The 12,396-nt window shown below is 47.4% G+C and carries 10 protein-coding genes; 8 read left to right on the top strand and 2 right to left on the bottom strand.

Annotation, left to right across the window (positions count from 1 at the left end; genetic code table 11):
• Nucleotides 1-5: 5 nt before the first annotated feature.
• From speE to QNN06_RS30505, 5 genes are all read left to right on the top strand, one after another.
• Nucleotides 6-836: a spermidine synthase gene (speE, locus tag QNN06_RS30525; protein WP_217032497.1), complete on the top strand. Its 831-nt coding sequence runs from the start codon at nt 6-8 to the stop codon at nt 834-836.
• 613 nt (nt 837-1,449) lie between these two features.
• Nucleotides 1,450-2,322 carry an agmatinase gene (speB, locus tag QNN06_RS30520; RefSeq protein WP_213117097.1) on the top strand — a complete coding sequence of 291 codons (873 nt, stop codon included), beginning with the start codon at nt 1,450-1,452 and terminating at the stop codon, nt 2,320-2,322.
• A gap of 301 nt (nt 2,323-2,623) precedes the next feature.
• On the top strand, nt 2,624-3,034 hold the full coding sequence (locus QNN06_RS30515) for a YwiB family protein (protein WP_284036688.1): 411 nt from the start codon (nt 2,624-2,626) through the stop codon (nt 3,032-3,034).
• Complete coding sequence (argS, locus tag QNN06_RS30510) at nt 3,031-4,701, top strand: arginine--tRNA ligase (RefSeq protein WP_284036687.1); 1,671 nt, start codon at nt 3,031-3,033, stop codon at nt 4,699-4,701. The genes QNN06_RS30515 and argS overlap by 4 nt, the downstream gene beginning before the upstream one ends.
• Before the next feature lie 299 nt (nt 4,702-5,000).
• Nucleotides 5,001-5,180 carry an H-type small acid-soluble spore protein gene (locus QNN06_RS30505; RefSeq protein ID WP_213117100.1) on the top strand — a complete coding sequence of 60 codons (180 nt, stop codon included), beginning with the start codon at nt 5,001-5,003 and terminating at the stop codon, nt 5,178-5,180.
• A gap of 38 nt (nt 5,181-5,218) precedes the next feature.
• Here the strand turns inward: QNN06_RS30505 and uvsE are convergent, their stop codons facing one another.
• Together uvsE and cls are read right to left on the bottom strand one after the other, a co-directional pair.
• A complete protein-coding gene (gene uvsE / locus QNN06_RS30500; RefSeq protein ID WP_284036686.1) occupies nt 5,219-6,178 on the bottom strand; it encodes a UV DNA damage repair endonuclease UvsE in 960 nt (319 codons plus the stop codon).
• A gap of 60 nt (nt 6,179-6,238) precedes the next feature.
• Complete coding sequence (gene cls, locus QNN06_RS30495; protein WP_213117102.1) at nt 6,239-7,441, bottom strand: cardiolipin synthase; 1,203 nt, start codon at nt 7,439-7,441, stop codon at nt 6,239-6,241.
• A 186-nt stretch (nt 7,442-7,627) separates the two neighbouring features.
• Here cls and QNN06_RS30490 point away from each other — a divergent pair, with 186 nt between their 5' ends.
• The 3 genes from QNN06_RS30490 to QNN06_RS30480 all read left to right on the top strand — a co-directional run bounded on the left by QNN06_RS30490 (nt 7,628) and on the right by QNN06_RS30480 (nt 12,338).
• Complete coding sequence (locus QNN06_RS30490) at nt 7,628-9,739, top strand: heterodisulfide reductase-related iron-sulfur binding cluster (protein ID WP_213117103.1); 2,112 nt, start codon at nt 7,628-7,630, stop codon at nt 9,737-9,739.
• A 320-nt stretch (nt 9,740-10,059) separates the two neighbouring features.
• The gene (locus QNN06_RS30485; RefSeq protein WP_284036685.1) at nt 10,060-11,247 is read left to right on the top strand and encodes an acetyl-CoA C-acetyltransferase; all 1,188 of its coding nucleotides are present in this window, start codon (nt 10,060-10,062) and stop codon (nt 11,245-11,247) included.
• Between the two features lie 239 nt (nt 11,248-11,486).
• Nucleotides 11,487-12,338, top strand: a complete 852-nt coding sequence (locus QNN06_RS30480; RefSeq protein ID WP_284036684.1) for a 3-hydroxybutyryl-CoA dehydrogenase — start codon at nt 11,487-11,489, stop codon at nt 12,336-12,338.
• Nucleotides 12,339-12,396 lie beyond the last annotated feature (58 nt).

The following is a 12,396-nucleotide window of genomic DNA, read 5'->3' as shown; positions in this document are numbered from 1 at the left end:
GTTAGATGGGCGGACTTTGGTTTACGGAAAAGCAGACCGAGAACTTTGGGATCACGATGAAAGTGAATAAAACTTTACATACAGAACAAACCGAGTTTCAAATGCTGGAAATGGTAGAAACCGCCGAGTGGGGCAACATGCTCTTGCTAGACGGCATGGTCATGACTTCGGTAAAAGACGAGTTCGTTTACCATGAGATGGTCGCACATGTGCCGTTATTTACGCATCCGAATCCGGAGAATGTGCTGGTTGTCGGCGGCGGTGATGGCGGCGTCATCCGCGAGGTGTTGAAGCACCCAAGTGTGAAAAAGGCGACGCTTGTCGATATCGACGGGAAAGTAATCGAGTATTCGAAGAAGTTCCTACCGGAGATTGCCGGCTGGCTGGACGATCCTCGAGTGGATGTCCGCGTTGATGACGGATTTATGCATATTGCCAATAGTGAAAATGAATACGATGTCATTATGGTAGACTCCACTGAACCGGTTGGACCCGCCGTGAACCTGTTTACAAAGGGCTTCTATGCCGGGATTTCCAAGGCATTGAAGGAAGACGGAATCTTCGTGGCCCAGTCAGACAACCCGTGGTTTAAAGCCGATTTGATTCGCAATGTGCAGCGCGATGTCCGTGAAATTTTCCCGATGACCAACCTTTATGTTGCCAACATCCCAACCTATCCAAGCGGCCTGTGGGCATTCACCATCGGATCGAAAAAATACGATCCGCTCGCAGTCAGCGACGACCGCTTCCACGACATTGAAACACGATACTACACAAAAGAACTCCACAAGGCGGCCTTTGTTTTGCCGAAGTTTGTGGGGGATTTGTTGAAATAGGTTATATCTTTTTTTAGTTTGTAATTCTACGTGCCCGATTGAGTAAGAAAAAGTTGAAAACAGGCACGTAGAGAGGGTCTACGTGTCTAAACAGGGTGGAAACCATGGAATATGGTCACGTAGAGAGGTTGTATGTGCCCGAACTGGGTGGAAATCAGGGGAAACGGTCACGTAGAGAGGTTGTATGTGCCCGAACTGGGTGGAAATCAGGGGAAACGGTCACGTAGAGAGGTTATAGGTGCCCGAACTGGGTGGAAATCAGGGGAAACGGTCACGTAGAGAGGTTATAGGTGCCCGAACTGGGTGGAAATCAGGGAAAACGGTTACGTAGAGAGGTTATACGTGCCCGAACCGGGTGGAAACCAGGGGAAACGGTCACGTAGAGAGGTTATACGTGACCGAACCGGGTGGAAATCAGGGGAAATGGTCACGTAGAGAGGTTATACGTGATGAACCGGGTGGAAACCAGGGGAAATGGTCACGTAGAGAGGTTGTACGTGCCCAAACCGGGTGGAAACTAAGGAAAACGGTCACGTAGAGAGGTCTCCGTGCCTAGGGATACAAATGTTTTGGAGCAACTATTTATTAAAACATAAAAAGTGAGGAATGTTTGATGCGTTTTGATGAAGCGTATTCGGGGAATGTGTACATTAAGAGCCACCCGAATTTTGAGGAGAGTCAGGTTGTATTATATGGAATGCCGATGGACTGGACGGTAAGCTACCGCCCGGGTTCCCGTTTCGGCCCGGCACGGATTCGCGAGGTGTCGATTGGGCTTGAGGAGTACAGCCCGTACCTTGACCGTGAGCTTGATGAAGTAAAATATTTCGATGCCGGAGATATACCGCTTCCGTTTGGAAATGCGCAAAAGAGCCTTGATATTATTGAAGATTTTATTGACCAGGTATTGGCTGCTGGTAAATTCCCGTTTGGCATGGGTGGGGAGCACCTTGTTTCTTGGCCGGTTATGAAGGCTGTTTTTAAAAAATATCCGGATTTAGCGATTATTCATATGGATGCTCATACCGACCTGCGTGAAAATTATGAGGGTGAGCCGTTATCGCACTCTACACCAATTCGTAAAATCGCTGAGCATATTGGACCGGAAAATGTCTATTCTTTCGGTATCCGCTCCGGAATGAAGGAAGAATTCGATTGGGCCAGACAGAACGGCATGCATATTTCCAAGTTTGAAGTGCTTGAGCCGTTAAAGGAAATCCTGCCGAAGCTTGCCGGCCGCCCGGTGTATGTCACGATCGATATCGACGTCCTTGATCCGGCGCATGCTCCTGGAACCGGTACGGTCGATGCGGGTGGAATCACTTCAAAAGAGCTGCTTGCATCGATTCATGCCATTGCCCGTTCTGAGGTAAACGTGGTCGGCTGCGACCTTGTTGAAGTCGCGCCAATCTATGATGTATCCGAGCAAACAGCCAACACTGCTAGCAAACTGATTCGTGAAATGCTGCTTGGCTGGGTGAAATAATAGTGGGGGTCAGACCCACGATAGAGTAACGCGTTAAAGTAGCGGGGGACTGACCCCCTAAAAGATGCCTGCCCTTTTTTGGGTTGGCATCTTTTGATTTGTGGGTTAACCATGTTTATAATAGAAAAAGTATGCGAAACGGCGTGTAAGTCAATGTTATAGACATGGACAGAGAAAATGAGCTTATCAAGGTTCCTTTTTAAAGAAAACTCGTCGATTGGCGAGCCCCTAAGGGCGGTTCATGAGGCGTAGTTGCCCTTATACTTTATTATTAGCTTAAAAAGAAACAGGGAAGTGTAGCATGGAGATTCCGGTAAAGGTTAATGTGAAGACGACGATTGATGAGCAGGAGACGTTTGAACTGGTGGTGTTCGGCCGGTATTTTCAAAAAGAACAGGCATCCTACCTGCAGTATGAGGAAGTGCTGGAGGAAGGTAATGCTCGCACGATTGTGAAGGTGGCAGCAGACGAGGCCCTGATTTTAAGGAGCGGCCCTTTGAAGATGCGCCTGCCCTTTCAACTGAATCGGAAGCTGCGCGGCAGTTATGAACTGACATTTGGGACATTTGAGACAACGACCTCGACGCGGAAGCTGGACTATTCATACGAAAATGGCAGCGGACAAATCAGCATTCTATATGATTTTGCGATACAGGAGTCGCCTGCCGGTACATACCATTTAGAAATAAGTTTTCAGGAGGAACAAAAATGAATATTGTGGGACAGGTTCAACAAAAGATTAAGGAGGAAATTCGGGCGGCGGTGCTGAAGGCAGGGCTTGCGTCCGAAGAGCAGATTCCGGATGTGATTCTCGAAACCCCGAAGGAGAAGGCACATGGCGATTATTCGACCAACATGGCGATGCAGCTGGCAAGGGTGGCGAAGAAGGCGCCGCGGATGATTGCAGAGGCCCTTGTGGAGAACTTCGACCGTTCCAAGGCTTCGATTGAGAAAATGGAAATCGCCGGGCCGGGGTTTATTAATTTTTACATGAATAATTCGTATTTGACTGAGCTGATTCCGACGATTCTGAAGGCTGGGGACAAGTATGGCGAGACCACGGTTGGCGGCGGCCAGAAAATCCAAGTGGAATTCGTGTCGGCGAATCCAACGGGCGACCTTCACTTAGGACATGCTCGCGGTGCGGCGGTCGGTGATTCTTTAAGCAACATTTTAGCCAAGGCTGGCTATGATGTGTCCCGCGAATACTATATCAATGATGCGGGAAATCAGATTAATAACTTGGCGCTTTCTGTTGAAGCGCGCTATTTCCAAGCGCTTGGTTTGGAAAAAGAAATGCCAGAGGACGGCTACCACGGAGCGGACATTGTGGGGATTGGCAAGAAGCTTGCGGAAGAGTTTGGCGACAAATATGTAAATGTTTCGGAAGAGGAGCGGTTTGAATTTTTCCGAGAGTATGGCTTGAAATACGAAATGAAAAAGCTCCAAAGGGACCTTGAGGACTTCCGTGTCGGCTTTGATGTTTGGTATTCAGAAACATCCCTTTATAAAAATGGAAAAATTGACACGGCGCTGGCGGCATTGCGGGAGAGCGGCTATATCTATGAGCAGGACGGGGCAACCTGGTTGCGTTCGACCGACCTCGGCGACGACAAGGACCGCGTGCTGATTAAGCAGGACGGATCATATACCTATTTAACGCCGGATATTGCCTATCATAAGGACAAGCTCGAGCGAGGCTTTGAAAAATTGATCAACATTTGGGGAGCGGACCATCACGGTTATATTCCTCGTATGAAGGCGGCGATCCAGGCGCTCGGCTATGACCGCGAGGCGCTCGAGGTTGAGATCATCCAGCTTGTTCACTTGTATAAAAACGGCGAGAAGATGAAGATGTCGAAGCGGACTGGAAAGGCTGTCACCATGCGGGATTTAGTCGATGAGGTCGGCCTCGATGCGACGCGTTATTTCTTTGCGATGCGCAGCTCGGATACCCATATGGACTTTGATTTGGATTTGGCAGTGTCGCAGTCCAATGAAAATCCGGTTTATTATGCGCAGTATGCTCACGCGCGGATTTGTTCAATTTTGCGGTCTGGCGAGGAGCAGGGTTTTGCAGTTGATTCCGGTGCTGATTTTTCAGTGGTTGCTTCCGAAAAGGAAGTAGATTTGTTGAAAAAATTGGGCGAGTTCCCGCATGCGGTTGGCGAAGCGGCGTTGAAGCGCGTGCCTCACCGGCTTACTAATTACATTTTTGAATTGGCTTCGACGTTCCACAGCTTTTACAATGCGGAAAAGGTGCTGGAAAGCGGTGAGCCTGAGCGGACTAAGGCACGCCTCGGATTGGTGAACGCTGTGCAGATTACGTTACGGAATGCGCTGGCGTTGATTGGGGTTTCAGCACCGGAAAAAATGTAATTTTTGAATAGGTTTTGGTAATGAGGTTCCTTCGATATGAGGGGACCTTTTTAGAATTATTTTAATGTGTAAGTAAAATTGAAAAAGTGGAAAGTAAAGTCCGCAGTATGGAAAGTATTTTTGAAAAGTGGAAAGTATTTTTCCAGAATTGGAAAGTAAACGCCTTAAAACGGAAAGTAAATGAATCGGGACATTTTATTGAGGGTGATTTTTCCATAAAAATGCCAAAAAGTATGAATACCCTCCAAAAAAATGCAAATAGTAATAGTGTACTTATTTGTGAGGAGTGGACCGAACGCATGAATGTAGGAAGAGCGAAGGAAATTTTGGAATCCGCGGATATGATTAATGTGACCTATGAGGGAACGCCGGTCATTATCCAGCATGTGGACGAAGCATCGAAAATGGCGCGGATATATTCCAGGACGGACCCTGAACATGAGCAGGACGTTCCTGTCTTAAACTTAATTGAAGAATAAAAGAGTCTCCGCGGGGCGGGGACTCTTTTTTACTGGTGTTATTTAATTTCAAGGGCACCTCCGCTAATCCGCTTAAAGCCGCGAATCTTGCTTAAATCCTCCACCAATTTCAAACAGGCTTGATCCTTCGCTTTTGCCTCAATCATGAAATCAACATCCCGGCCAGACTCTCTCAGCATTTTCAAAAATGGCATGATAAACTCTGGGTCTACGAAATCCGCATGGGAGCGGTATTCTTTTTCCGACTTCGGGGAGGAGATGTGTACTTTCGGCAAGAGGCTCGGCCTATGAGACCATGTTTGGAAAATGCGCGACAACAGTTCCTCAAGCGGCTTGGTGCAAGGATTGGCCATATGGTGATGGTAATCAAAAACGAACGGAATCGTTTCTTTTTCGCAAACAGCCAGCGTTTCTTCTGCAGTATACGTTTTGTCGTCATTTTCTAAGGTCATGATATTTTTTATATGAGCAGGCAAGGCTTTCAGGTTTTGATGGAAACGGGCCAGGGCCTGCTGTTTGTCACCATAAGCACCACCGATATGGATGTTAATCAGGCAATTCGCCGCAACTCCCATGGCATCCAGCATTTGAAAATGGTAGGTCATGTCGATAACCGCGTTCTCCGTAATTTGCGGCTTTGGCGAAGTAAACAAGGTAAATTGGTTCGGGTGAAAGCTGACCCTTAGGTTGTGCTTTTTTACAAGGTTGCCAATTTCCTGCCACTCGCTGCGGAATGGGGCGACGAAGTCCCAGCGCACCTCCGGGTGGGTGGCAAGCGGAACAATTGAGCTGGAGAATCGGTACAGCTCCAGCTCATGAGCCACATTATAATGCAGCATCCTCAGTGTATGGTTCAGATTTTGTTTCGTAATCTCGCGGAGTTTGGCCGCCCGCTCCTCAGAGTTCAGCTGTTGATATCGAGCAAAGGTAAGCGTCTTGGCCGGTGAGGCATCCCACAAACTAATCGCATGCGAAACATACCCAAAGCGAATTCTCATTACTCCCACCTCCCATAGAAATAGTTCAACCCCAACTGTCAACAAGCGGTGCCTGCCACCTTATAAAAAGTAAGAAACCACCCCAGCAACAGCTTCCTTCATAGATCTGGCCAAGTTTGGTTTGTTCAGTTGCTCGAGTGTGAGCCGGGTGGAATCGTGGATGTCTTTGTCCAGTATGTCCTTTATTCGGTCAATAAAGTTTGGGTCGTAGATGTAGCAATTGATTTCTTGGTTTAAAAAGAGGCTGCGTTTGTCAAAGTTCGCGGTACCGATGTCGGCGACCTTGTCATCAATGACGATAGTTTTGGCATGGTAAAAACCTTTATTATACTGATAAACCAATGCGCCTTCCCGAAGCAGCGTCCGTAAATAGCGGAACGACGCCTCTTTCACGAGTATGTGATCAGAAACTGACGGTACAATGATTGTCAGACAGACGCCCCGCTGCACCGCCTTCTGCAGCTCCGCAAAAATCTTCCTGCTTGGAATAAAGTAAGGTGTGCCGATGGTAATCGATTTTTCGGCCAATTGGATGAGACTGATGAACATACATTCCAGCTGATTGGCTTCCGTTGGAATAAATTGCTGGCGGACGTCACCTTTAGGCAATTTCGGGAAATACTTCGCCACCCCCTGCAAATCAACTCCCGTGCATCGTTCCCAATCCATCAGAAACTCACTTTGTAAAAAATTGACGCTTTCACTGCCGATTTTTAGATGATAATCGCGCCATGGGCCAAGGCTTGGGTCTTCGTCAATATATTCCTTTCCAATATTAAACCCGCCAAGATAGCCAATTCGCCCATCTATAATCGAAATCTTACGGTGGTTCCGGACCTGCATCGAGTAAAAAAGATAGGGGAGCTTCACCGGATTGCTGAAGGCAAACTCTACCCCCGCCGCGCGCAGCTCTTTTATCGCCGCTCCTTTTACTTTCCAGCTGCCAAGCCGATCCAGCAGCAAGCGAACCTCAACTCCGGTCCGTGCTTTTTCTTTTAAAATTGAAAGAAATTCCTGACTAAAGACATCATCCTTTACAATATAAAACAATACATGGATATGTCTTTCTGCCTCGCGCAGCACGGAAAAGTAGTCGTGAAATAGCTCCTTGCCATGAGTAAAAATGTCAAAATCACCATGCAGGATGGGAGTTTCCATTTTTCTTACAGAAGAATGATGCTTCTGTCGCCCTAGACAAAAGTCCAGAATAAGCCATATAATGAAAAGTAAGACAATTCCGAAAAAAATGACTAAAAAATTCATTGGAAAACCTTCCTCCAATCAGTTTCGTTAGTTTTTCCAACAACAAACATTTCTATAAGTTAGTAAAAATGGATTGACTGAATGCTCATTCATATTATAATAGAGTTAAGGTAAGTTCAGAAAATTTGTTATTTTTAACAACAAGTAAAAAACTTAGAGGAGAAATCAACGAAAGGGGCTTATTTCATGAATGGACTTTTATGGGTCAACCTTATTGCCTTCTTGGCCGTAACCGCTTACGCGCTCAGCTTGTTCGTCTATGTTGTCAAAACACGGATCGAATATATGAAGCTTGGCAAAAAGGAAGAGTTTGACAACAATGTCAAAGAACGTCTGCAAAAAATCTGGGTTATGGTATTCGGGCAGAAGAAGCTTTTAAAGGATAAAAAGAGTGGTGCCATCCACGTTATGTTCTTTTACGGCTTCATTCTTGTTCAATTTGGAGCGATCGATTTTATTTGGAAAGGGATTGCACCAGGCTCCCACCTTCCGCTTGGACCGCTTTATCCGGCATTTACATTCTTCCAGGAGATCGTCACTTTAGTCATTTTAGTGGCAACTTTCTGGGCATTTCATCGTCGTTATGTTGAGAAACTTGTCCGCTTAAAGAGGGGCTTTAAATCTGGTCTTGTCTTAATCTTTATCGGCGGCTTAATGATTTGGGTGCTATTAGGAAACGGAATGGGCATCATCTGGCATGGTGAAGAAACTTCCTTGGCAGAACCAGTGGCATCTCTCATTTCAATTATCTTCGCCGGTATTGGTAAAACAGCAGCAGTGTCCATCTTTTATGTGGCATGGTGGCTGCACTTGATTTTCTTATTGGCCTTCTTAGTATATGTGCCGCAAGGAAAACACGCTCACTTAATTGCCGGTCCTGCAAACGTTTACCTGAATCGTTTGGATAAGGCAGGTAAATTGAGAAAGATTGACTTCGAGGACGAAACTGCCGAATCATTTGGCGTTGGAAAAATTGAAGACTTCACACAACTGCAAATGATGGACTTCTATGCTTGTGTAGAATGCGGCCGCTGTACAAATATGTGTCCGGCAACCGGCACAGGCAAAATGCTGTCGCCAATGGATTTAATCGTGAAAATGCGTGATCACCTTACCAACTATGGTGCGGCTGTAACGCAAAAGCAGCCATGGGTGCCAACCTTCGCATTTGCGAATACAAAGGGCAACCAAATTGCACTTGCCGCAGCTGGTCAAGGCGCGTCTGAAACAGCTGCAACTTCCGTCTACAGCCCAAGCTTGATTGGCGATGTCATCACCGAAGAAGAAATCTGGGCTTGTACAACCTGCCGTAACTGTGAAGACCAATGTCCGGTTATGAACGAGCACGTTGAAAAAATTATTGACCTTCGCCGGTACCTAGTTTTAACAGAAGGAAAATTGGACGCTGATGCACAGCGCGCGATCACTAACATCGAGCGTCAGGGCAACCCTTGGGGCTTGAACAGAAAAGAGCGCGAAACATGGCGCGAAGCCCGTGAAGACGTTGAAGTTAAAACTGTAAAAGAAATGAACAAAGCTGGCGAAGAGTTCGAGTACCTGTTCTGGGTTGGCTCAATGGGCTCTTACGACAACCGCAGCCAGAAGATTGCGTTGTCGTTTGCGAAGCTATTAAATGAAGCAGGCGTGAAGTTCGCTATCTTAGGTAACAAAGAAAAGAATTCTGGCGACACAGTCCGCCGTTTAGGTAACGAGTTCTTGTTCCAGGAACTTGCGAATAATAATATCGCTGAAATTGAAAAGGCAGAAGCGAAGAAAATCGTGACAATTGACCCGCATGCCTACAATATTTTCAAAAACGAATACCCTGATTTCGGGTTGCAGGCTGAGGTTTACCACCATACGGAGGTTCTTTTTGAACTAGTCCGCGATGGCCGTTTGAAGCCGAAGCATGCCGTGAACGAAACGATTACGTTCCACGACTCTTGTTACTTGGGACGTTACAACGACGTTTATGATGCACCGCGTGAAATCTTGAAGGCTATCCCAGGCGTAAAGCTAGTGGAAATGGAACGGAACCGCGAGAAGGGAATGTGCTGCGGTGCCGGCGGAGGCTTGATGTGGATGGAGGAAGAAACTGGACACCGCATCAACGTGGCACGTACAGAGCAAGCATTATCGGTGAACCCATCCGTCATCAGCTCTGGCTGTCCATACTGTTTAACAATGCTTTCCGATGGTACGAAGGCCAAAGAGGTTGAAGACAAGGTTGCAACCTACGATGTGGCCGAGCTGCTTGAAAAAGCCGTCTGCGGTGAACCTGTGGCAGTGGCATCGTAAGACTGAAAATTGAATTTTAAAATAGCAGAGGTTGATTGCATACGCAGAAAAATTTTAGGAATTTTGTGTAAAACAATTCAACTTCTGCTATTTTTTTTGTAAAATAGAATAAGTAGATTAAAACGCTTACATTTCCTTTTTAATTAAATGCGTGGGCAGGGTAGTCCCCTGGACCTGCGTTAGTTTTTGCAACAGTGTTGAGCGAGCGTTCAGTCGATGATGAAATCAGCACGCTCCCATTTTTTATGTATCAGTGACTGAAAATTGGGAAAAGGCATAATTGTTTTTTGAAATAAAAACAGGGGAAAGGGATGTTTCGAATGGGTAGAACGGTTATTTTAAGCGGGGTTAGAACGCCTTTTGGTAAATTCGGCGGGGCATTGAGCAGCTTTAGCGCCTCTCAGTTGGGCGGTATAGCCATTAAAGAAGCGGTACAGCGTGCTAATGTGAATCCAGAAGACGTGCAAGAAGTGATTTTTGGATCAGTCCTGCAGGGGGGACAAGGGCAAATCCCATCCCGCCAGGCGGCGCGGGGCGCCGGGCTTCCATGGGAAGTCAAGACTGAAACAATCAACAAGGTCTGTGCATCAGGTCTGCGCAGTGTAACACTGGCTGACCAAATCATCCGTGCTGGCGACGAGGAACTCATCGTGGCAGGCGGTATGGAATCAATGTCAAATGCTCCGTATATTTTGCCAAAAGCAAGATGGGGCCTAAGAATGGGCGACGCGTCGGTTCAGGATTTGATGACTCATGACGGATTAAGCTGCAGCTTCACCGGCGTGCACATGGGAACGTACGGGAACTCGACCGCTGAAGAGATGTCGCTTAGTCGCGAGGCACAAGATGAGTGGGCATTAAGAAGCCACCAGCGGGCCATTGAAGCAATCGAGAGCGGCAAGTTTGCCGAAGAGATTGTGAACGTAGAAGTACCGCAGCGCAAAGGAGCGCCGGTTGTAGTCAAGCACGATGAAGCGCCGCGGAAAGATACCTCTTTGGAAAAATTAGCGAAGCTTGGACCGGCGTTTAATGGCGAAGGTACCATCACAGCCGGAAACGCACCAGGGGTCAATGATGGAGCCGGTGCTCTCGTGTTGATGAGCGAGGAACGTGCGGAGCGTGAAGGCCGGCAGGTAGAAGCGGTCATCATCGGCCAGGCGGCGATCGCAGTCGAAGCCAAGGATTTCCCACAGACACCAGGACTTGTCATCAATGAAATTTTACGAAAAACTGGCCGCAGCCTTGAGGAAATTGACTTGTTTGAAATCAACGAAGCGTTCGCGGCCGTAGCGCTGGCGAGCGGTCAAATCGCCGGCTTGGATCCGGAAAAGGTCAATGTCAACGGCGGTGCGGTTGCCCTTGGCCATCCAATTGGCGCAAGCGGAGCGCGCATCATCATTACTTTGTTGCATGAGTTAAAGCGCCGCGGCGGCGGGATTGGCATCGCGGCCATCTGCAGCGGCGGCGGCCAGGGCGATGCGATTATGATTGAGGTGCCGAAGAGATAACTAGTGGAGGCTTACTCGCGGATAAGGGAAAATACTCTCGGATAGAGTGGCTTATCTCTCGGATAAGGGAAAATACTCTCAGATAGAATGGCTTATCTCTCGCATAAGGGAGAAATACTCTCGGATAGAGCTAACTTACTCTCGAATAGGGAAGGAACTCTACGCTGTTGAATAGAAAAAAAGAAAACAAAAGTCGCGGCCGGTTTCTGTTTTCCGGCCGCCAAATCGGAGGGGAAAACATGAAAGTTGAAAAGGTAATGGTAATTGGGGCTGGCCAAATGGGCTCGGGAATCGCCCAGGTTTGTGCACAAGCGGGCTACAAGGTTGTCTTAAATGACTTAAAATCGGAATTTGTCGAGCGCGGACTAGGGGTTATCAACAAAAACCTATCCCGCAATGTAGATAAGGGCCGCATGACCGAGGAGCAAAAGCAAGAGGTGCTTAGCAACCTGACTCCATCAACAGACCTGCAAGACGCATCCGGCGTGGATCTTGTCATCGAAGCAGCTGTTGAAAACATGGAAATCAAAACAAAAATCTTTGCGCAGTTAGACGAAATTGCGCCGGCGCATGCGATTTTAGCAAGCAATACCTCCTCGCTGCCTATCACGGAAATCGCGGCAGCAACGAAGCGCCCGGAAAAGGTCATCGGTATGCACTTCATGAATCCGGTGCCTGTTATGAGGTTGGTGGAAATCATCCGCGGCTTGGCAACGGCAGATGAAGTGTATCAAGTCATCGAGGACATGACAAAAACGTTATCCAAAGTGCCTGTAGAGGTAAACGACTTCCCTGGCTTTGTAGCCAACCGCGTGCTAATGCCGATGATTAACGAAGCGATCTATACATTATACGAGGGCGTTGCCACGAAGGAAGCCATCGACGAAGTAATGAAGCTTGGCATGAACCACCCAATGGGGCCGTTAACGCTCGCCGACTTTATCGGACTGGATACTTGCCTTTACATCATGGAAACATTGCACGAAGGCTTTGGCGATGACAAGTACCGCCCATGCCCGCTGCTGCGTAAATATGTAAAAGCAGGCTGGTTAGGTAAGAAAACCGGACGTGGATTTTACGTATACGAATAACAGAATTTAGCTTTGCAACTGTCTATCCATTGGCGGACATTAAATATTACAAATATAG

This window comes from Neobacillus sp. 114, assembly GCF_030127045.1.
Taxonomy (GTDB): domain Bacteria; phylum Bacillota; class Bacilli; order Bacillales; family Cytobacillaceae; genus Neobacillus; species Neobacillus rhizophilus.
Note: the sequence above shows the minus strand (reverse complement) of the source record. Positions and strands in the feature narration are given on the sequence as shown.

Coding starts and splice junctions, on each gene's coding strand:
- cls (WP_213117102.1), bottom strand. CDS start 7,441: ATGAATTTTTTAGTCATTTTTTTCGGAATTGTCTTACTTTTCATTATA.
- speB (WP_213117097.1), top strand. CDS start 1,450: ATGCGTTTTGATGAAGCGTATTCGGGGAATGTGTACATTAAGAGCCAC.
- uvsE (WP_284036686.1), bottom strand. CDS start 6,178: ATGAGAATTCGCTTTGGGTATGTTTCGCATGCGATTAGTTTGTGGGAT.
- speE (WP_217032497.1), top strand. CDS start 6: ATGGGCGGACTTTGGTTTACGGAAAAGCAGACCGAGAACTTTGGGATC.
- QNN06_RS30480 (WP_284036684.1), top strand. CDS start 11,487: ATGAAAGTTGAAAAGGTAATGGTAATTGGGGCTGGCCAAATGGGCTCG.
- QNN06_RS30505 (WP_213117100.1), top strand. CDS start 5,001: ATGAATGTAGGAAGAGCGAAGGAAATTTTGGAATCCGCGGATATGATT.
- QNN06_RS30515 (WP_284036688.1), top strand. CDS start 2,624: ATGGAGATTCCGGTAAAGGTTAATGTGAAGACGACGATTGATGAGCAG.
- argS (WP_284036687.1), top strand. CDS start 3,031: ATGAATATTGTGGGACAGGTTCAACAAAAGATTAAGGAGGAAATTCGG.
- QNN06_RS30485 (WP_284036685.1), top strand. CDS start 10,060: ATGGGTAGAACGGTTATTTTAAGCGGGGTTAGAACGCCTTTTGGTAAA.
- QNN06_RS30490 (WP_213117103.1), top strand. CDS start 7,628: ATGAATGGACTTTTATGGGTCAACCTTATTGCCTTCTTGGCCGTAACC.